Genomic DNA, 19,382 nt, shown 5'->3' with positions numbered 1-19,382 from the left:
ATGATTCGGTATGAATCATAATCTTATTGTAGCATATTCGGAAGTATCTTACGACTTGACAACTTTACCTAATATTTATAACGGTTTTTATGCCCAAAAAGTTTAATTCCGAATCATATGTAATAAAAATGACACTTCTATACGGAATTAATATATCCAGCATAACACTCAACTATTCGGGGGATATTATCACGGACAACCCATACAGTTAAAATACTGGGATCTAAGGAGGCGTTGTTTTATGGATCAGAAAGACAAAGAAATGCTGCCCCTTTCGCATGAAAAGGTGGATGTGGACGGAATATACACCAACGAAGCTGGACAAGAAGAGCATCTGCATCGCGGACAACACTTCCCGGCTGACCCTGTTCTCGGTAAGACCGAATGGGAACTGACGGAATTCGCTTTTGACAACCATCACGAAGGTCGTACCGACGAACGTTTGGTTCCCAAAGAGAATGACACTGATAAGATTGGCAAGATTACCCATCCACGAAGACACTTTCAGCGTGGTGACCGTTAAGTTATATAATGAGGCGAGAAAGGGGCATGTTCCAGGGCAGCATTAGGAACATGTCCCTTTTGAATGAGCAAAGATACATTTCGTCCCATCCGGTTCAGTTCTGTCCACCTTCCTCATAGCCTATATAAAAAGGACAAAGGAGGCTGGACCGGATGTCCCCCATGAAATCATCAAGCGGTCTGGATGAAAATATTGCCGGCATGCTCTGTTATCTGTTCACTTTTGTAGGCGGAATCGTCTTTCTGGCTGTAGAGAAACGCAGCCGTTTTGTTCTGTTTCATGCACTTCAATCCGTCACGGTATTTGGCATCATCATGGTCGGCCATGTGCTATGTGCATTCCTCCCGCTGTTTGGCCCACTGCTGGCATCACTGTTGTCCCTGCTTGGCGTGGTGATCTGGCTTCTCATGGTGGTCACCAGTCTGCAAGGCAAATGGCTGAAGCTCCCTTGGGTCGGAGACTTTGCAGAGAAACAGATGCGGCATCTGTAAGATATAACGTGTCGATCGGCTTTACCCCCAAAGTAATTCATCCCGTGAGTCAACATAATAATCCATCTTTTTTTCTAGCCAAAAAAAGCAAAAACACCGGATATCCTGCCCTTTCAAGCATGGAGTTTCCGGTGTTTTGTTTATTATCCTCAATAACAATTCACAGCATAGATGATTCATCCCCTGAATCGTTCAAGTCGTTTAACTTTTTATTTACAGCATTTATTATTCATGCCATGAGGAATATGAAGTTAACATAACATACATATTGGATGCATTGAGGTAATGATAATGACGATTTCATCTTTACATTTTACGCCGACTTGCCGTTATCCCCGAGGATTACATCCGCTTGTCGTTCTGCCATTTTGGCAGCTGTTGCTTGAGTACCCAGACCATTGAACAGCAAATTCATGAAAATAGCTGTAAAGCTACCTGCAATGATTCCGTTACCGAGCATAATCTGTGCCCAGTCCGGTGCACCTGCGAACAATTGAGGCACAACCGTTACCCCCAGCCCCATACCTACAGAGCAGGCGATGATGAACAGGTTCTCATGACGATTCAGATCGACCTGACTGCCCAGAATACGAATACCGGACGATACTACCATACCGAACAATGCAACCATGGCCCCACCAAGAACAGAACCTGGAACAAGCTGTGCGAGCGCCGCAATCTTCGGTACAAATCCGATGACCACAAGCAGTCCGCCTGCTACAACGATAACATCACGCGTTTTGACGCGAGTCATCTGCACAAGCCCTACATTTTGAGAATAGGTCGTGTATGGAAATGAGTTGAAAATACCACCCAGTACAATCGCCAAGCCTTCTGCACGATATCCACGGGCCAGATCTTTGGAAGACAGGTCTTTATCCAAAATTTTGCCGAGAGCCATAAATACACCAGTGGATTCAGCCACGCTGACAATCGCCACCAGAATCATGGTCAGAATTGGTACAATCTCAAACGTCGGTTTGCCAAAGTAGAACGGCTGCACGACGTGGAACCAGCTCGCTTCGCGAATTGGCGCAAAGTTAACTTCACCCATAAGCCCTGCTGCCACGGTACCGGCGAGAAGGCCAATCAACACTGAGATGGAACGAACGAATCCTGTAGTAAACCTTGTCATCAGAATGATGAACAACAATACGCCGAACCCGAGCAGAAGATGAACTCCACTGCCAAAATCTTCTGCGCCCTGGCCGCCGCCGAGATCGTTGAACGCTACCGGAATCAGTGTCAGACCAATAATGGTTACTACTGATCCGGTGACGACTGGCGGAAAGAGTCGAATCAATTTCCCGAAAATGCCCGAGAACAATACAACGAATATCCCTGACGCGATGATCGCACCATAAATAGCAGACACACCGCTCTTCATCCCAATTAAAATCATTGGTGATACGGCCTGGAATGCACAGCCAAGCATAACGGGCAGTCCCACTCCGAAGAAACGGTTGCCCCATACCTGCAATAGTGTTGCCACACCACAGGCGAGCAGGTCAATTGCAATCAGATAGGTTAACTGCTCCGTTGTAAAGCCTAGTGCCTTGCTGACAATAATCGGTACAACGACAGCTCCTGCATACATCGCCAGCACATGCTGGAGACCCAAAGAGAAAGTTTTGATCGGATGCCGATGCCGCTGAAAAATACGTTCGCGTGCCATATTAGATCGTGACCTCCTCGTCCGCAAACGTAACCTGTCCGTCTGACAACGCCCCGATACGAACCAGCGATTCCACACGGTATCCTGCTTCTTTCAGCAAGCGACCTCCCGGTTGGAACGCCTTTTCAATAACGATGCCAATACCCACCACTTCAGCACCTACCTGCTCCACAATGCGGGCCAGACCAAATGCTGCCTCGCCATTCGCCAGAAAGTCATCGATGATTAGTACGCGGTCACCGGGCTGCATGAACTTCTTCGCAACTGTAATTTCATTCGTCTCCTGCTTCGTAAAGGAGTACACCTTCTCGACCAGAATGTCTTCGGTGAGCGTAAGTGACTTCTGCTTCCGTGCAAAAATAAGCGGCACGTTGAGTTCCAGCGCAGTCATGATACCTGGTGCGATCCCTGACGATTCAATCGTCAATACACGTGTAATGTTCTCCCCTTCAAAACGACGGATGAACTCCTTGCCCACTTCCTTCATCAGAACCGGGTCCATCTGGTGGTTCAGGAACGAATCCACTTTGAGTACCTGCTCGGACAGAACAATGCCTTCCTGTATTACCTTGTCTTTTAACAATTGCATCGTAATTCTTCCCCCTGTGCGCCCTCCCGTACAGAAGCCTGCATGACCATCGATCCGCTCTGTAAAAAAACAAAAAGCCCGCCTTTTTACACGCTGCGGAAGGACCGGAGACGGGAAAAGACGGACTTGTACGTATGTGGACAAGCGCTTGGATACTGCGAGTGTAATGGAATGCAAAATCATGATAACAGGATGACTCAGAGCAAACCTCACTCAAAACTCCCTATCGAAATAGGAATATGAAGCTGCCTGAACATTCTTTTTCAGACAAACAGCCCAAGAATCCTTTCTCTACATACCTTACAAACGTTGCAGATCTTTCCCGTAGTCCGATCATTCCGGTGATCGGGTAGAAACATGCAGGCCTATTCCTGCACATATACGAGTCGGCATATTTAATTTTTAAGCTCCATGATTCGTTACAATATATGATCGCGAACCTGAATGTAAAAGTGTGAACAGAATTGATAATGTTAGAAGTATACCGAATTGGCGGCGTGAAATAAAGAAGTATTTTCATGGAAGTTGCGGAAACTTGTCTTAATTTGCATAAAAGGGATGATTGATGCGTGTTTTTTATGTACAATATGAGAACGGAAGCGCGTGTCCGAACGGAGAATCGATGGATACGCCGCCTGTATTATGAATTATTTAATAAAGGAGATTTGCAAACATGAAAGGCGTACTGAAGGAATTTAAAGAATTTGCCGTACGTGGCAACGTCATCGATCTGGCGGTCGGTGTCATTATCGGGGCTGCTTTTGGCAAAATTGTCACATCCCTCGTGAATGACATCATTATGCCGCCAGTGGGTAAACTGCTTGGAGGCATCGATTTCAGTCAGAAAATCTTTAACCTGGATCGGGATATGCGAACTGCCAGTGGTCAGGAGATCACAACACTCGCTCAAGCCAATGAAGCTGGCGCTACGGTGATTGCCTACGGACAATTCATCAACGTGATGATTGATTTCCTCATCGTTGCTTTCTGTATTTTCATGCTGGTGAAAGGTATCAATTACATCAAAAGCAAAGAACACAAAAAGCCCGAGCCACAAAAAACGACCAAGGCTTGCAAGTACTGTCTATCCGAAATTCCGGCTGCCGCTACTCGCTGTTCACATTGCACCTCGGAACTGGAAGCAGAAGGAACTGGTGCAACGGCTTAATCGTTTCCACGCTTCGAGCGTCTCAGAATCCAATTTCTGAGCCGGACTAAATTGAAGACCATTGTTATCATGATCGGATTTATGTAAAGTAAATCCTGCTTGCTCTGTCCGTTATTCTTCCTTCATCCGTGTGTTTGGAAAACCCGCACGATGGCGGGTGGAGTCAAAACAGCTCCCACATGAAAGGTCTCACCGTAAAGGTGGGGCCTTTCCTTTATTTTATTTTACGAGCCAGGCGCAAGCAGCCTTGTTTACCACACTTTCACTCACACTCACACCATGATACTAACTAGAATCGACGCGGCAGCAAATGCTCCAAAATCGACTTCAAGTCCTTATCTTCCTTATAAACCTCTTCCCCGGTATCAAGCTCTGTCACTCGAATATATTCAAAGTTTGCCGAAGCATCCGTAGGTTTGAACAGCAGCTGTGCCTCATCTTCCAAACGTACATGAAATCCCATATCCTTAAACATGGTCGTTAACTGATTGGTTGCCGGTTCTTGTCCCTGTCCAACAAATATAAGACCTCTAAGACTTTTGCGTTCCTGAGGTTGCGGATAAATGACTTGAAAGTGTACAATGCATTCCATAAGATGGTTCCCCTTTCGTTTAAAACATACTTTGTGAAATTTTGAACTTTAAAACTTGCTATATAAGGAGATACGTATCATGACCCCAGAACGTTTCGATATTTACGACGATCAGCAAAATTGGATAGGTACAGAGCTTCGCAGCGTAGTGCATGCCAAAGGATTCTGGCACCGTTCATTTCACTGCTGGATCGTGCGCGACGAAGGTTCGCGGCGGTTGGTACTTTTTCAACGACGACGGGATATCAAGGATACCTTCCCCGGAAGTTACGACATAACAGCAGCAGGGCATCTCACTGCCGGCGAACAGCTGCATGAAGCCAGTCGTGAGCTTGAGGAAGAACTGGGCGTGCAAGCGCCTTTTGAAACGCTGACCTATCTGTTGACTGCAAGACAGCAACTTGAAGGGCAGGTTCGCGGTGTTCCTTTTGTCGATCGGGAATTCAGTTCCGTCTATGGACTGTGCTTAAACCAGCCTCTCGAAGCCTACACCTTGCAGGCAAGCGAAGTCGACAGCCTGTATGAAGTGCCTTTGGATGAACTGATTGCCTTATTCCGTGGTGAAACCCATGCGATTCAGGCAGTGGGAGTACAAGCCGTACAGTCGGCGTCTAATCAGGTGGATCAGGCAAATGGTAACTCTGTTCTTCTTCCCGTTCAAGCACGTCACATTCGCGAGATTCAAGCAGCCGAGTTCGTTCCACACGGTACAGAATATTATATCGATGTACTTGAAGCGTTATATAATATACCCAAGGACAGATCCAATCCTGTATAAGATTACGTTACGTTCCTAGCTTCATTTTCTCAAAAATAGCATGACTTCATACCCTACTACATTAGCTCAACAGGGAACATTTGCTGTGATGAACATCACTGCTTCCGTTAAGTAACATAAACAGGCGTCTGCCTCTTGGCAGCGCCTGCTTCCTTTAAGCATGTATTTAAGCGTTCATAAGATGCTCGCTCTTTTTAGATTGAAGCCGTAATCACGGAAGCCCCAGACCCTTAATCCGGCATGATTCCCTCCGAGGGCACTGACCAATAACGTGCTGAGAGGTTTTGGTATCGATGCCCGTAACGAGACTCCAGTTCCTCTCCCATATCCTGCTCCAGCTCATACAACACCAATTCTTGAGCAAAATGATTCAGCAGCAGCCCGGTCATGACCGGATGCTCTGTCACCATCGCCTGAGTGACGCAGGATTCCCCGCGCATCCCTACCATGCACCAACGCCGATCCACCACTAAAGAGAATTTCCGGCCATTACCTGTTCCGTATGAAGGCAAACCAGGCCAAGGAGCGGGCTGATCCATAATGCCCTCTCCACCATCGCACGACCATAACAGTCGCACGCCGCGGTCTTCAGCACGCTGCAAGTCGGCACGCAACAACTCCGCTTCCTCACGCCACACGTCCACCACAATCTCATGTTTGGCCTCAGCCAGTTCACGGCTCAGATTTTCAAATACGTTTTTGTCGCCTTCAATGTTGTAGAAGACCGGCTTCTCAGGCTCATGCTGCGGCATACTGGTCTGCACATATTCAAGGGAAGCACGCATCTGGCCGGAGATCATGCTGGTCATCTCCTCCGGCTTCAAGACACTGTATTTTGCAGGCTCTCCTGCGCTGCAACGCAGGAACCCCCGCTGTTCCAGCCGTTGCAGGGTGGCATATACATTGGAACGGGACACACCCAACCTTTTCGCGACCTCATATCCCGAGGCCGAGCCTTGGCGAGCGAGTTCCACCATAATTTTAGATTCCATCTCGGTAAACCCCAGATGACGCAAATGATGCAGCAGTTGGTCCATATTCCCGTCCCCCCATGCTGTAAGCAACCAGCGCTGCCTCACAATGATTCCGCAGCGCTTTCTACTGCATCAGATCTGTTCTGCTCCGCAGCGTGGGCACCATTTCGAACCTTTGGGCAGCTCTGCCGCACAAATCTGACAATTCACCATCTCGCGTGGCACTTCGGTCTGTACGTCCACCGTGTTCACGATCGGATTATTTTCTTTCCAGTACCGAATGCGCTCATCCAGCTCCTGCTGACGCTCACGCTCACGCTGCATTTCTTCATCCCGACGGCGTTCCCACTCTGCATCGAACGCTTCCTTTTCCTCTTGGGTAAACTCTGTGCTGTTATACTCGGATTCGGTCTCCAGATCTGCAATGGACGGAATCACCGTGTGATACGGCTCAGCTTCCTCCAGTTCCTCTTCAGTTGGCGCATCATAATTCGGTCGCTCCGGGCTGTGAGCCACGGCCGCTTCCTGTCTCGCAGGGCTCGTCGCTCCTACAGACGCTGCTGTGGGCTTGAATTCGCCCAACTTGCGTCCGCATTTCGGACAGAAGTTGGCATCCAGTGAAGCTACATGCCCACACTCGCATAAGCGCTCATTTTTGAGTTGTGCAATCTTGTTGCGCAAGCCATCGATCTCATCCTGCAATTCGTCGCACAGCCCCGACAGATCCACCATCTCTTTTTCGGCACGCGTCATGTCCTGTGCGCGGTAGCCTTCATAGAAGATACGACCCATATCTGTAAAATGGACTTCCTGTTCCTGCTGCAAGCCCACAATCTGATTATTTATTTTGCCGATTTCAACGGCGTGCTGGGCACGCTCTGTTGCTTTGTTTGCTCCGTTTTTAATTCGTTGTAGCAGTTTCATAACATCTCCTCCTCATCCCGTCAAAACCCATATCATTTTAATTTTCCATAGTATAGCATTTTGCATAACTCGATATAATCACAAGCGGTACAACCTATCGAGGGATACGAGCATTCCGATCCATATGTATGCTGATTGGAAGTCACTCTCCTGATCTTATGCAAAAGCTCAGCATATAACTTATACGATATCATGCCAAAAAGTTGCGAAATCGTGCGCGAATGCCCGTTTTCTGCCGATGCTGGATGAATTCGGGGGCTTTCGTCAGGACCATACGTTCGGGTATAATGAAGCTTTGGCCCTGTTGATCCGCCTACTTGGGCGGTTAACCCTATCATACCAATTTACAATGCCATTGTGAAAAGGGCAAATGAATTACTTTTAAGCCGGGATAGTCCTATCCCTGAATGCATATAGAGGTGGATGAATGATGTTAAGTCCGAACTCAACGTTTTACCCCCGTCCGCTCGGGGTTACCCCGGCGGCATCCCTGCCCCAGTCCCCTTCGGCTCCATTGGAGACCAGTAGACAACTCGTGGGCAGTGATGAACGGGATGCCCCATATTTCCGCTCTCTGGAAGAGGTAGGCATCCGTCTAAACGGGCCCCAAATCTCAGCGGTTCGCCACGGCAAAGGCCCCCTGTTAACTCTCGCAGGAGCTGGCTGCGGCAAAACAACTGTACTGGCTGCACGAGCCGGCTACCTGATGGAGGTTAGTGGTGTTCACGCGGGAAGCATCCTGCTGGTGACGTTCACGAACAAAGCTGCCACCGAAATGAAAGACCGCATCGCTTCGCTGCCTGGCATTCGTCCAGCCGCTGCAAGAGCGGTGCAGGCTCGTACATTCCACTCGTTCGCGCTGACGCTGCTTCGTCATTACGGCGTGCAGGAAGAAATTTTTGGCGAGTCGCGCGCGCAGCATACCGTACTTAAAATGCTCCTGCGCCAGAATGGCATGAGTGAGGCCTTTCAGCCGGAGAGCCTGCTGGCCATGCTGTCCGCCTGGAAAATGCAAGGATCTGAGACGAGCGATCTCCCCGAAAAATCACAGGAGGAACGAGACGCCAAACGTGTTCTCCTTGGTTATGAAGCATGGAAGCGGGATCGCAACAAGATGGATTTTGATGATATTTTGCTGCGAGCTGCCGCACTTCTTCGTGATCCTGCTGTCTTGGGGCCGCTTCAGCAGCGTTTTCAGTACATTATGGTCGATGAGTTCCAGGATACGAACAGTCTGCAATATGAAATTGTACAAAAACTGGCTGCCGCCCATCGCAATCTGATGGTTGTGGGAGACGACGACCAGACGATCTATACGTTTAATGGGGCACGGCAGGAATCCATTTTGGAATTCGATAAAGTATACCCCGGTGCACGCATCGTGACGCTGGATATCAACTACCGCAGCGATGCGCGTATTCTGGGACTGGGCAGCGAATTGGTCGCCCGGAATAAACGAAGACGCGACAAGCGGCTGCGCGCAGCCGGGCATCGCGGAGATGCACCACGGTTCGCCACCCCCTCCAATGCCGAGGAAGAAGCCGCTTGGGTTGTAAACCAGTTGTGTCAGCAAGTCGAGGAAGGTCTGCATACATATCGGGATATCGCGATTCTGCATCGGACAGCCAGCAGCAGCCGGGCTATATTTGAGCAGCTTGTATTGAAGGATGTGCCGTTTGTACAGCATGGAGCGTCCCCGGTCTTCTACGACCAGTCCCTGATTCGACCGTTAATGGATCATATGCGCTTGTCGCTGAACCCCCGTGCTGTAGATGCTCTTCCAAGTGCGCTGGGACCTCTCTATGTGTCCCGCGATGCTGGTCTGGAATGGATTCAGCGCAGTGAAGAGCAGCAAGCGAAGAAATATCCGCTCATTCATCTGGCCAAATGGGACAAGCTGAAGCCGTTTCAGCAGGAACAGGTCAAGGAACGTATCAAGCTGATCAAATCGCTGACGAAACTGAAACCGGTGATCGCCATCCAGGAGATGCGCCGCCAGTTTTACGACAAATATATGGAGAGCGGTGATCCAAGCATCTTCACCCATTACAAGGAAACGATGCTGGAGACTCTGGACGAGTTCGAAGCCGCCGCCAAAAAATTCGAAACCGTGGAAGAGTTCATTCAATTCGCTGATGAGCTCTCTCGCAGACACCGTGAGATGGAGTCACTGCGCCGTGCTCAGGACAGTGATGCGGTACAACTGATGACGATCCATCGGGCCAAGGGACTTGAATTCCCATGCGTTTACTGGATCGGGGCCAGCGAAGGAATCGTGCCTCACAGCACGGCATTGCGGCAGGATATTCCGGAAGACCAGAAGGCAGCCCTTACGGTGCAGCAAACGGATGCAGAATTGGACATGGCTCTGGAAGAGGAGCGACGGCTCGCCTATGTTGCAATCACTCGGGCGAAGCAGTATTTATACGTCACTTCTCCCGCCAGTCATCACGGAAAACCGGCGGACGTTTCCCGCTTTCTGCTGGAGGCATTCGGCATGGAGGTGCCGGACAAACGCAAAAACCGCGATGAAGCCCGAACTGGCCATCACGCGTCATACGGCAAGGGCAATGGCAATAGTCAGAACTCCCACTCTGGTGCCCGTTCTGAAGGTAGGAACGTGGTACACAGACGGACCATCAGTAACAGTGAACGTCGTGACTTCGATGTTCATAATGAACGTGACGATGATCGGCTCAGTGAACGACGCGGGAGTGGTATCATTGGGAACCACAAGGCATTTAGCACCACGGGTGTGAGTCAGGCAACTTCGTCTTCGTCCAGTTCGGTATCGCGCACCTCAGGAGATGCTGAACGTACAGAGACTGTAGCGATTTGGAAGTGCAGTTCTTCCACCTGCAAAGCATGGCTTCGCCAGAAACCGGATGTATCTTCGTCCAAAGCATCCAAAAAGGCAGCGTCTGGGCCCCCTCCTTGCCCGCTGTGCTCAGGCAAGATGGAAGCCAGTACCCGTAAGGTTCCTGTGACTGGGCGGTTCGGAAGGTAAACGATTACCATTCGTTTCAGGACGCTTGCTGCTGTTTATTAACAGTAGAAGCGTCTTTTTTCCATTTTAGAATGGAGGTTGGAATATGCAGGACGGCAAAAAGCATTACTATGTATCGGTAACCCATAATCTCATTGAACAGACCAAGAACGAATCATCACCGTTTGAAGTCATGGTCGACGATGAACAGTTAAATCGGCTGAAAGACTTGATGAAAGTACTGGAGGATGAAGATGCCTATACACTGCAGCGAGCTCCGGTACCCTACAAATCGGCTGATCATGACGACGCTACGGAGCAATTCTCGGATGGCATGACGCTGCTGTATACCTTTCTGTATGACCATGGTACTCCGGATAGCCGACAGGCGATTGAGAGCATGAATGTACTTCCCCGGCTGCAAGATACGGATTATGATGACCCGGGATATGAGAATTCACCGCTTAATAAATGAACTCTTTTCACAAAGACTTCCTCTCCGATGACAGACCCATTGTCTGCTTCAGGAGTGATGGAAGTCTTTATTTTTTTACAGATTCAGTCCCAATAGTATCAATATTGATACTATAAACCAAAAATGATACTACTATTCATTTTTAATATTATGGCATATATTTATATATACATTAACTTATTTCTGCAAGGAGGATAACTATCGACATGGGAAATTCAATCATGATGAAAGCGTTCGGATATTACGAGCCTGGGTTAGAGGCCAACATACCGCCATTTCAGGAGGTGAAAGTGGAGAAACCAAAACCTAGAGGACAGGATTTACTTATTGAAGTGAAAGCAGTGTCTGTCAATCCGACGGATTGGAGGTCGCATAGTTCCAAACATTCGGACGATTTATCCCTGACCATACCTGGTCGTGACGTAGCGGGCGTGGTCGTGGACATCGGCTCCGATTGCCATTTGTTCAACGTTGGTGACGAAGTATATTATGCGGGGAGCAATACGCGCCCAGGCGGACACAGTGAGTTTCATTTAGTGGATGAACGAATTGTGGGCAGAAAGCCGAAAAGTCTGGATTTCGCTCAAGCGGCAGCTTTACCTCTGACAAGCCTTACAGCAGGAGAAGCTTTTTATGAGCGCTTGGGCATCTCCAGGAATGCATCGGATAACGAAGGTAACAGTATACTTATTATCGGGGCAGCGGGAGGTGTCGGATCGATCGCTACTCAATTAGCCAAGTTGGCTGGCCTTAGAGTCATAGCAACTGCCTCTCGTCCCGACTCGATCTCATGGACAAAATCAAACGGAGCAGACCACGTGATCAATCATCATCAACCATTTGCACCCCAACTTAAAGATCTCGGACTAGCTGGGGTACAATATATTTTCGTGCTTAATCATATAGATGAGCATATGGCCGAGATGGCAGAAGTTATTTTGCCACAAGGAAAGATTTGTTCCATTCTGCCGTTTGAAAAACCAGCCGAACTTCAAAAGTTATTTCTAAAAAGCGTAACACTCGTTTGGGAAATGATGTTCACCCGTCCGATGTTCCAGACAGATGATATGATTGAACAACATCTTCTTCTAAATGAAATCGCAGATCTGGTGGATGCCGGAAAAATTCATACAACGATGGCAGAGCGGATCGAACCAATTAATGCGGCTAACCTGCTGGAAGCCTACCGAAAGAGCAAATCGGGTACTGCGATTGGCAAAATCGTGTTGGAAGGGTTTGAAAAGTAACGTACATCCGTCTAGTCTGATCACGATCAATGAATCAAAGGGGCTGTCCCCTGCGTAGCAAGGAAGGGTACATTCTTTCGGTTCGGCGCATGACGGAGCCTGAAAGTGTATTTGGACAAGTCAAAACAACCGGAGATTCCTGCTTCGCGGCTTGCAAAAAGTAAGCCTGGAGGTCGATCGGCTTTGCCTTGCCTACAATCTGCTTAAAAAAGCCCCAATGACAGAAAAATGCAAAAGGACCGAAGCAGGATGAACCTCTGCTTCGGCTTTTTTGCAAGTACCCATGGTAACTATTATTCACCGATAGTTTCTAAGGACTTTTGAGACAGCCTCTTTCTTAATTCGCTGAATTATTTAATTGCTTGTGTCCATTCTACGAATTTATTAGGTTCTTGCCACGATCCAGAATAGGGCCCAGAAATGTCACCAGAGAAATTACCTTTTCCAGTTGCATTCCATGTTCCGCGATTTACGAATGGCGTTATCCAAAAAACATAAGAAACAATACCGCTACCAACTTTCGGTCCTGAATATTTAGTATTTATGCTTTGGGTAATTTCACTAGCCAACCCAGCTTCGATTGAGGTTTTTAAACTAGATGGAATCGTTACACTAGCAGAGACATTAGCACTCAACTTGTATGTGGTATTTATAGTTCTTTCTTGAGACTGGCCAACGCTTGTTATCTGTTGAGCAGCTAAGGGAGTATCTCTTTGAGTTACTTGTTTAGTAATATCCCAAATAATGTGAGTATCATACCATGCACTTGGAGAGACAGTGTTTTGTGAAAAAGGAGAGATTTGATTTGTACCTTCAATAACATTTGAAATGATGATATCGCCTGTTCCATTAGCTTGCTGAGAAATAGCTTTCAATTCCTCATCGGTTATTTTTCCAACTACATTGGGTGAGATGGAAAAGTTCTTTCCATCAATAACCTTTTCAATATTACTAGAAACTGGAGCAACCGTATCCTCAATAGATTGGGCCATTGCTATGGACGATAAAGAACTACCCAAACATAATGAAGCTGCAACAACTGGTATAAAAATTTTTTTCCTAATAGACAACATATATTCCCTCTTTTCGTTTATAATTTGGTACATAATCCATAAAAAAGGAAAAATATAGATTTGTAAAATAATTCAAATAAAGGAGGTATTTAAATGAATTTCCGAACTGCAGGCATATTACTTTTATCTTTAGGAGGATTTTTATATACTCTTGAACGTGTGGTTGCCTATTTCTCTACCTACATTACAAGTATTGGCAAAGAGGGTATCTCTGTTGATTTAACAGTGTTATACCCTGGATTTTTCAGCAATCTCTTCATTCCATTTTTTGTATTCTTAGGATTAATCTTTTGCGTTATTGGTTTTTCGAGTAAAAAAAATGACTAAACGCGCTATGTAATTCCAGTCCAGTTGCAGAGAAATGAATATTGTAAATTAGTCCATGCTACTATTTTAAAAAATGTTCTGGTAGATCGATTTCTACCAGAACATTTTAAGTGTAACAACTATTTCACGAAAGACACGGATCTAAGTTTTTCAGTCCAGACGAATCTCTTGACCTTTTTCGGCTGACTCGTAGATTCCGCACAGCATCCTGGTTGAAGCCACACCATCCGCAATGGGACTGATTGGCTCAGTACCATTCAGACAACAATCCACAAAGTGATCAATCTGATTCTGGAAGGCACCGTGAATATCGAGACCCTTATAGTCTGTCTGGGGCTGGATATTCAGGATCGTATTGTGTTTCTCGGTGACGATGAGTGTCTCGGGCTCCAGTTCAAACCCACCACGCTCGCCGTATAATCTAACTGAAGATTCTTCCCCACGTGCATGCAGGGTAAAGCTCACATCTACCGCTAAAGAAGCCCCGTTCTCGAAGCGAATTAGCGCATTCGCCATATCCTCTACATTGTTGACAGCAGAACTGTAATCTGCGGCTTTGTAAAAAGAAAGATGCTCGATATGGGCACGATTGCCCAGTTTTCGATACGTATTGCCACTCACCGAAACAGGCTTCGGTTTGCCCATCAGATACCAGCATTGGTCGATAATATGTACGCCAAGATCAATGAGCGGGCCACCGCCGGAACGGTTTTTGTCCGCAAACCAACCTCCGGGATTTCCCAAGCGTCGCAGGATAGAGGCTTTGGCATAATACAATTCACCAAACTCACCGGCATCGATGAAACTGCGCACCATCTGCATGTTGTTATCAAAACGACGTACAAATCCCACAACAAAGGTACATCCGCTTTTTTTCACAGCCTCTTCAATACGCAGCGCATCTTCCACATTGGTTGCTACCGGTTTTTCCAGCAGCACATGTTTGCCAGCCTCCAGAGCCGCGATGGCAAATTCGGCATGGGTATTATTCCACGTACAGATGCTAACGGCATCCACATGCGGGTCCTTCAGCATCTCCCGATAATCGGTGTACACGGATTGTGCACTATACTTCTCTGCGGCTGCGACTGCACGCTGTTCGTTCAGGTCACAGATGGCGTAAATGACGGCATTCTCGTTCTTGGCGTAATACCTCATATGAAGATCCGAGATGGACCCTGTGCCAATCATACCGATATGCAGCATTTTACTCGTACTCATCCTCTTCCTCCTTACCTTTCCAGAACATGGTTATGGTCTAGTCTGCCCGGAGCATGCCTTTGTAAATCCCTGGTGTTGAATTTTCGATCTTAACGGCCCCCAGTGTCTGAGCATAGAAATCTACGGGTCCTGCCGATCCTATGATCGCGTAAGCGTAACCATCTGCCTTCATGGCGTGCATACAGGCCAGCAGCAAAGCTGTACCTACACCTTTGCCCCGCGCCTCCTGACTAACACCTGTTGGACCAAAGAAATTGCGACACGTCGCCTCATAACAAGCGAAGCCGATCATTTTCCCATGCTCAAGTGCAATATAACAAGTCACAGGTTGACGTGCAAAAGCCACATCACATTCATCCACCCAGGGCTGACTAAAATGGGATCTTACCCAATCCAGCACAAGCTGCTTCTCTGGTGCAATGGCTCTTCGGATGACAATGGAGGAATCCTCCAACTTTTTGAGTCTACTCTCTTGCTCTGGCAAATGGTAAAGCGCCACCAACATATCACTCATCTGACCTTGTTCCTCCTTGTATTGAATGTTAGCAACCTCACTTGAATTCAAACCAACATCAAGACGATCCGTAATGTAAATCACAGGTTATAGCACTCTCTTGAAACTTAACCCTATCTTGAAGCCTGTAACCTGCAAGATGACTGATATTGCAAATTAGAACTGACACACTTCTTCCATAACTTACATAACAAGTGCAACCCTTGATCAAGTTGTCCCGTCTATAAGAATGAAGCGCGGCCCCAATTAGGAGTTTACCGCGATATAACCAAGATTAGAAGGGATGAAAATCAACAATGAACAACAACATGAAAAAAGTAAGCGCCCTGATGGTCCTGTCCTTGGCCCTGAGCGGTGGAGCTGCATATGCAGCTACTCTGGACAGTACACAACCCGTTAATTCAACCTCCGTATCCGCTGACAGCAAAGCGGCTGAAGCCGTTAAAGTATCTGTGAACGGTGCGCCAATGGCTGACGGTTATTGGAACAAAGATGGTCAAGTACCCATGATTGCGCTGCGCGATCTCACGGAGGCACTTGGCATTGAACTGAAATGGAACAAGGAAAACAAATCTGCTGAATTGACCAAAGGAACGCTCTGGACACTTGTCACTACAGGCAAAGACCAGTATTCGGTCAATAAAATGCTGCTTAAACTGGGAACAGCACCCGAAATCACGGATGGCAAACTGTTCGTACCCGCTTCTTTTGCAGAAGAAGTACTGCATGGTCAAGTGAAAACAACAGGAAACCAGGTAAACATCTCTCTTGAAGAGGACGTGAAAACCGTTACTGAGCGTGGTGTCATTACAGGAATCAATAGCGAAGGCAAATATCAATCCATCCATATCGGCGGTGCAGGTACAGACGGTATCGTACTTAATGTCGGTGAGGATACTACGTTCAAATCCGCGGATGGCAAAGATATCAAACTCACTGATCTGACCATTGGTATGAACGTGGAAGCGGAGCATTCAGAGATTGCAACCCTCAGTTTACCGCCGCAAACACCTACCTACAAGGTCACTTTGCTGGATACCGTTGCTTCGGATTCCGAAACACAATTGAAAGAGGTTCTGGGTACAGCAGGCACGATTGAAAATGTAAAAACGGCTGCAGACAACATGACCCAAATTGAAATCTCTGGCACACGCCTGACTGAGACAGCACCTGATCACGTGATTCTTAACATTGGCAAGGATACACAACTGGTGAACCATGAAGGGGAAACCATCAAAGCAGAGAAACTGACCAAAGGAGCCAAAGTCATTGGATTCTATAGCCCGGTCCTGACTCGCAGCCTGCCGCCAATCGGAACAGCTTGGAAAGTAGTCATCGAAACACCAGCCGAGCAACCTGAAGCAAAATAAGCAGCATGGATGAACGGCTAACTGCTTAGTTCGCTGCCTTCCAGGAGCATAGTGACATTATGTTCATCATGCAGAAATAACCTTACCCTACTTCCTTTTCCATGGAGGTGTGGGTAAGGTTATTTCTCTATCCTGGATTTTACATAATCAATGTATAACTTTCTGTGCTAAAAATTTCTTCACGAAATGTATGTAATTGTGATAGCACTATTTCGTTATTTCGCCATCCGTTTTAGCTTCTGCATCAATAATCGCTTCCGCCTCAATTTCCACCATCAGCAAAGGATCAATGAGCGCACTAACCTCCACCATCGTGGCGACAGGCTGGATCTGACCAAAAAATTCACCATGAGCCTTGCCCACTTCTTCCCAACGGGAAATATCAGTTACAAACATCCGGGTTCTCACGACATGAGACATGTCTGCTCCCAATTCTTTCAGTGCATTCTCAATAGTCTGCAAAACAAATCTTGTCTGTGCATATGGATCGCCCGCTCCAACAACCACACCGTCCTGCATGGCCGTTGTACCAGCCACCTCAATTCGGTTACCAACACGGATGGCACGGCAATATCCCACAAGCGGCTCCCATGGAGAACCCGTAAAAACCTGTTGTCTGCTCATTCTGCTTTCCCTCGCTTTAATTGTCATTTTCCTTGATTAATCTTTGAAGTATATCAGCCCACTGCTCTTCCAGACAAGCAGAATCCGTTTCTTTCCCGATTAATTCTGTGCATATCAAAAAATCCCTGTAAGACAACGCATTCACCTCGGTAAATGGCGTTCTTACAGGGACTCTTGATACTGGTAAGTTGTATGCAAAATATGAAGCAATCTGCCTACAGCTTGATATTAGCCTCGTCAAAATATTCTTCAAGTGTCAATCCGCTTTTCACGATATCTGGCGCCAGATCGGTGCCGACATAGCGGATATGCCATGGCTCATACACATAGCCTGTTATATCATCCTCACCTTTCGGATAGCGGATGATATAACCGTATTCTGCTGCATGCTCGGCCAACCACTGGCCTTCTTTCGATGTGCCAAACACTTCTTCCAGCGCATTGCCCACACTTGGACTGGAAACGTCAATCGCAAGCCCGGTCTGATGTTCACTGTGGCCTGGTACAGAGCTTACACGATCTGTGTATTCTTGACCTTTGGTTTTGACATTGTTGTTGTAGATCGATACTTGACGCTCATACGAACGGTATCCAGACACCGCACGAAGCTCAATGCCGTCCGCTTTGGCACCTGCAAACAGCTTCTCCAGCGCCTCGGCAGCTTCCTTGCGCAAATGACGCTTCTCATGCGGTCCGTCAAAGGAGAACGGTACGTTAGGCTCCACCAGATCACTCGGCTCGTAGCCTTCAGGCAAGCTGCGCTGTTTGTTAACGATGACGGTCATCGCCTGTGCATTAGTAACCACAGCTTGTGTATCAATCGTCGTTTGCAGTGCACTAATGCTGCGCTTCTCCATGAGTGGATCTTCTGTTGTAGCTCCGTTGCCTGCGTCAGAAGAACCCTCTTCTCCGGTTGAAGCATTGCCGGAACCACTGTCCGTGCCTTCACTGCTATTGTCCGAAGATGAGCTGTCATCCCCACCTGTGTTGTTGCCATCTTTGCCAGTATCCTCGGTCAAATGAACCGTGGTACCATCCGACTCTTGCTGTGCGCTCCCTGCCGCGTTCAGACCCTGGTTCTCCTCTGAGCCCGAACCGTCCTGGCACGCGGACAGCAAAGCTCCGCATATCATAAGTGAGGACAGCATGACCGCAACGTGGCGCTGTCTTCCTGTACGTAATTTCATGTAAAAACTCCTATCGCATATTGTAATAATGATTGCTGCATTCATGCCTGTGGGCTTGTCTTCCCCTGCGACAGTATACCTTAAATTGCAGCGAAGCTCCACCGGTAAAGACCCCCTTGAGAGGGGGTCACCCTAAAGATATGCCGGGTGTACAGCTTGTACGGTCGTTTTTTGGACTTTTAGAGCCGTATCTCAAGGTTCTACACAAAAGATGAATTGGAACTGGGTATAATCATTTCAGATAAAAGACTTGTGCTGATGCACATCACAAACAAGCGGGGGATGATCTAAGATCCCCCCCGCTCCGAGTGGTGCATCATTTGGTTGCCGGGCTGTCCTTCTTCTTCTTTTGGACAGCCTCCCACATCCGCGCAGCTACGCGCTCGCGGATCAATGCCAGCCCTGCGGCGGCAGGCACGCCTGGCAGCAGCGCCGCCAGCTCCGGCGTCGCCGGGGGCTTGCCCGGCTGCGCCAGCCGCACCTTCACGGCGCCGAAGCCAGGCCCCGGCTGGTGCATGGCGCCGTCCGCGGCCGCCTCGGCGATCCATTCGCCGACGGCTGCGCCGCCTTCGCCGCCCCGCGCTTGCGGGCGGCCGGCCGTTTCGGCTGCGCGGCCGGGGCCGCTGGGATCATGGGCAAGTTCC

General features: G+C 48.0%; 19 protein-coding genes, 2 pseudogenes and 1 riboswitch. Of the genes and pseudogenes, 10 read left to right on the top strand and 11 right to left on the bottom strand.

All coding sequences use genetic code 11. From position 1 onward, the window contains the following. Positions 1 to 241: 241 nt before the first annotated feature. Entirely contained in the window at positions 242 to 523 is a 282-nt protein-coding gene (locus QP794_RS29390) for a transposase (protein ID WP_285080240.1), read from the top strand. A gap of 152 nt (positions 524 to 675) precedes the next feature. Further along, positions 676 to 1,014, top strand: coding sequence for a DUF4870 domain-containing protein (locus QP794_RS29385; RefSeq protein WP_053779715.1), 339 nt, complete (start codon positions 676 to 678; stop codon positions 1,012 to 1,014). A 313-nt stretch (positions 1,015 to 1,327) separates the two neighbouring features. On the opposite strand, the gene QP794_RS29380 is transcribed toward QP794_RS29385, so the two are convergent. Beyond that, positions 1,328 to 2,689, bottom strand: a complete 1,362-nt coding sequence (locus QP794_RS29380) for a nucleobase:cation symporter-2 family protein (RefSeq protein ID WP_285080236.1) — start codon at positions 2,687 to 2,689, stop codon at positions 1,328 to 1,330. A gap of 1 nt (position 2,690) precedes the next feature. Beyond that, on the bottom strand, positions 2,691 to 3,278 hold the full coding sequence (locus tag QP794_RS29375) for a xanthine phosphoribosyltransferase (RefSeq protein ID WP_024632141.1): 588 nt from the start codon (positions 3,276 to 3,278) through the stop codon (positions 2,691 to 2,693). 305 nt (positions 3,279 to 3,583) lie between these two features. Next, positions 3,584 to 3,683: riboswitch (purine riboswitch) on the bottom strand. 268 nt (positions 3,684 to 3,951) lie between these two features. On the opposite strand from QP794_RS29375, the gene mscL reads away from it, so the two are divergent. Further along, positions 3,952 to 4,446 carry a large conductance mechanosensitive channel protein MscL gene (gene mscL, locus QP794_RS29370; protein ID WP_285080235.1) on the top strand — a complete coding sequence of 165 codons (495 nt, stop codon included), beginning with the start codon at positions 3,952 to 3,954 and terminating at the stop codon, positions 4,444 to 4,446. A 289-nt stretch (positions 4,447 to 4,735) separates the two neighbouring features. Here mscL and QP794_RS29365 read toward each other — a convergent pair whose 3' ends face one another. Further along, entirely contained in the window at positions 4,736 to 5,038 is a 303-nt protein-coding gene (locus QP794_RS29365) for a hypothetical protein (RefSeq protein WP_024632143.1), read from the bottom strand. 79 nt (positions 5,039 to 5,117) lie between these two features. Between QP794_RS29365 and QP794_RS29360 the strand changes: the two genes are divergently transcribed. Beyond that, positions 5,118 to 5,816 carry an NUDIX hydrolase gene (locus tag QP794_RS29360; RefSeq protein ID WP_285080233.1) on the top strand — a complete coding sequence of 233 codons (699 nt, stop codon included), beginning with the start codon at positions 5,118 to 5,120 and terminating at the stop codon, positions 5,814 to 5,816. A 230-nt stretch (positions 5,817 to 6,046) separates the two neighbouring features. Here the strand turns inward: QP794_RS29360 and QP794_RS29355 are convergent, their stop codons facing one another. Next, positions 6,047 to 6,853 (bottom strand): TrmB family transcriptional regulator, encoded by an 807-nt coding sequence (locus tag QP794_RS29355; protein ID WP_285080232.1) that lies wholly within the window; start codon positions 6,851 to 6,853, stop codon positions 6,047 to 6,049. Positions 6,854 to 6,922: 69 nt separating this feature from the next. Then, complete coding sequence (locus QP794_RS29350) at positions 6,923 to 7,714, bottom strand: zinc ribbon domain-containing protein (protein WP_285080231.1); 792 nt, start codon at positions 7,712 to 7,714, stop codon at positions 6,923 to 6,925. A 430-nt stretch (positions 7,715 to 8,144) separates the two neighbouring features. Between QP794_RS29350 and QP794_RS29345 the strand changes: the two genes are divergently transcribed. The 4 genes and pseudogenes from QP794_RS29345 to QP794_RS33395 form a co-directional block, all read left to right on the top strand. Next, positions 8,145 to 10,721, top strand: coding sequence for a UvrD-helicase domain-containing protein (locus tag QP794_RS29345; protein ID WP_285080370.1), 2,577 nt, complete (start codon positions 8,145 to 8,147; stop codon positions 10,719 to 10,721). An 85-nt stretch (positions 10,722 to 10,806) separates the two neighbouring features. After that, positions 10,807 to 11,175, top strand: coding sequence for a hypothetical protein (locus QP794_RS29340; protein ID WP_285080230.1), 369 nt, complete (start codon positions 10,807 to 10,809; stop codon positions 11,173 to 11,175). A gap of 206 nt (positions 11,176 to 11,381) precedes the next feature. Next, positions 11,382 to 12,422 carry a zinc-binding alcohol dehydrogenase family protein gene (locus QP794_RS29335; RefSeq protein ID WP_350338904.1) on the top strand — a complete coding sequence of 347 codons (1,041 nt, stop codon included), beginning with the start codon at positions 11,382 to 11,384 and terminating at the stop codon, positions 12,420 to 12,422. Positions 12,423 to 12,472: 50 nt separating this feature from the next. After that, a pseudogene (locus QP794_RS33395) lies at positions 12,473 to 12,675 on the top strand (transposase); the annotation flags it as partial. Between the two features lie 97 nt (positions 12,676 to 12,772). On the opposite strand, the gene QP794_RS29330 reads toward QP794_RS33395, so the two are convergent. Continuing rightward, positions 12,773 to 13,495: a TASOR family protein gene (locus tag QP794_RS29330; protein WP_205524946.1), complete on the bottom strand. Its 723-nt coding sequence runs from the start codon at positions 13,493 to 13,495 to the stop codon at positions 12,773 to 12,775. Between the two features lie 93 nt (positions 13,496 to 13,588). On the opposite strand from QP794_RS29330, the gene QP794_RS29325 reads away from it, so the two are divergent. Continuing rightward, positions 13,589 to 13,822 carry a hypothetical protein gene (locus tag QP794_RS29325; protein ID WP_064642526.1) on the top strand — a complete coding sequence of 78 codons (234 nt, stop codon included), beginning with the start codon at positions 13,589 to 13,591 and terminating at the stop codon, positions 13,820 to 13,822. Positions 13,823 to 13,972: 150 nt separating this feature from the next. Here QP794_RS29325 and QP794_RS29320 read toward each other — a convergent pair whose 3' ends face one another. Next, positions 13,973 to 15,043: a Gfo/Idh/MocA family protein gene (locus QP794_RS29320; RefSeq protein ID WP_285080225.1), complete on the bottom strand. Its 1,071-nt coding sequence runs from the start codon at positions 15,041 to 15,043 to the stop codon at positions 13,973 to 13,975. Positions 15,044 to 15,080: 37 nt separating this feature from the next. Continuing rightward, a complete protein-coding gene (locus tag QP794_RS29315; protein WP_350338903.1) occupies positions 15,081 to 15,641 on the bottom strand; it encodes a GNAT family N-acetyltransferase in 561 nt (186 codons plus the stop codon). 224 nt (positions 15,642 to 15,865) lie between these two features. Between QP794_RS29315 and QP794_RS29310 the strand changes: the two genes are divergently transcribed. Then, positions 15,866 to 16,927 carry a copper amine oxidase N-terminal domain-containing protein gene (locus QP794_RS29310; protein WP_285080224.1) on the top strand — a complete coding sequence of 354 codons (1,062 nt, stop codon included), beginning with the start codon at positions 15,866 to 15,868 and terminating at the stop codon, positions 16,925 to 16,927. Between the two features lie 207 nt (positions 16,928 to 17,134). Here the strand turns inward: QP794_RS29310 and QP794_RS29305 are convergent, their stop codons facing one another. From QP794_RS29305 to QP794_RS29295, 3 genes and pseudogenes are all read right to left on the bottom strand, one after another. After that, positions 17,135 to 17,551, bottom strand: a complete 417-nt coding sequence (locus tag QP794_RS29305; RefSeq protein ID WP_285080223.1) for a RidA family protein — start codon at positions 17,549 to 17,551, stop codon at positions 17,135 to 17,137. 215 nt (positions 17,552 to 17,766) lie between these two features. Further along, complete coding sequence (locus tag QP794_RS29300) at positions 17,767 to 18,738, bottom strand: M15 family metallopeptidase (RefSeq protein WP_285080222.1); 972 nt, start codon at positions 18,736 to 18,738, stop codon at positions 17,767 to 17,769. 316 nt (positions 18,739 to 19,054) lie between these two features. Further along, positions 19,055 to 19,382: pseudogene (locus tag QP794_RS29295) on the bottom strand (phosphoribosylglycinamide synthetase); the annotation flags it as partial.

Origin of the sequence: Paenibacillus sp. UMB7766-LJ446, from assembly GCF_030226665.1 — a bacterium.
Taxonomy (GTDB): Bacteria; Bacillota; Bacilli; order Paenibacillales; family Paenibacillaceae; genus Paenibacillus; species Paenibacillus vandeheii.
This window is presented reverse-complemented; position numbering and strand designations above follow the sequence as displayed.

Coding starts and splice junctions, on each gene's coding strand:
- QP794_RS29340 (WP_285080230.1), top strand. CDS start 10,807: ATGCAGGACGGCAAAAAGCATTACTATGTATCGGTAACCCATAATCTC.
- QP794_RS29365 (WP_024632143.1), bottom strand. CDS start 5,038: ATGGAATGCATTGTACACTTTCAAGTCATTTATCCGCAACCTCAGGAA.
- QP794_RS29390 (WP_285080240.1), top strand. CDS start 242: ATGGATCAGAAAGACAAAGAAATGCTGCCCCTTTCGCATGAAAAGGTG.
- QP794_RS29305 (WP_285080223.1), bottom strand. CDS start 17,551: ATGAGCAGACAACAGGTTTTTACGGGTTCTCCATGGGAGCCGCTTGTG.
- QP794_RS29335 (WP_350338904.1), top strand. CDS start 11,382: ATGGGAAATTCAATCATGATGAAAGCGTTCGGATATTACGAGCCTGGG.
- QP794_RS29330 (WP_205524946.1), bottom strand. CDS start 13,495: ATGTTGTCTATTAGGAAAAAAATTTTTATACCAGTTGTTGCAGCTTCA.
- QP794_RS29325 (WP_064642526.1), top strand. CDS start 13,589: ATGAATTTCCGAACTGCAGGCATATTACTTTTATCTTTAGGAGGATTT.
- QP794_RS29385 (WP_053779715.1), top strand. CDS start 676: ATGTCCCCCATGAAATCATCAAGCGGTCTGGATGAAAATATTGCCGGC.
- QP794_RS29375 (WP_024632141.1), bottom strand. CDS start 3,278: ATGCAATTGTTAAAAGACAAGGTAATACAGGAAGGCATTGTTCTGTCC.
- QP794_RS29355 (WP_285080232.1), bottom strand. CDS start 6,853: ATGGACCAACTGCTGCATCATTTGCGTCATCTGGGGTTTACCGAGATG.
- mscL (WP_285080235.1), top strand. CDS start 3,952: ATGAAAGGCGTACTGAAGGAATTTAAAGAATTTGCCGTACGTGGCAAC.
- QP794_RS29310 (WP_285080224.1), top strand. CDS start 15,866: ATGAAAAAAGTAAGCGCCCTGATGGTCCTGTCCTTGGCCCTGAGCGGT.
- QP794_RS29350 (WP_285080231.1), bottom strand. CDS start 7,714: ATGAAACTGCTACAACGAATTAAAAACGGAGCAAACAAAGCAACAGAG.
- QP794_RS29380 (WP_285080236.1), bottom strand. CDS start 2,689: ATGGCACGCGAACGTATTTTTCAGCGGCATCGGCATCCGATCAAAACT.
- QP794_RS29345 (WP_285080370.1), top strand. CDS start 8,145: ATGTTAAGTCCGAACTCAACGTTTTACCCCCGTCCGCTCGGGGTTACC.
- QP794_RS29320 (WP_285080225.1), bottom strand. CDS start 15,043: ATGAGTACGAGTAAAATGCTGCATATCGGTATGATTGGCACAGGGTCC.
- QP794_RS29300 (WP_285080222.1), bottom strand. CDS start 18,738: ATGAAATTACGTACAGGAAGACAGCGCCACGTTGCGGTCATGCTGTCC.
- QP794_RS29360 (WP_285080233.1), top strand. CDS start 5,118: ATGACCCCAGAACGTTTCGATATTTACGACGATCAGCAAAATTGGATA.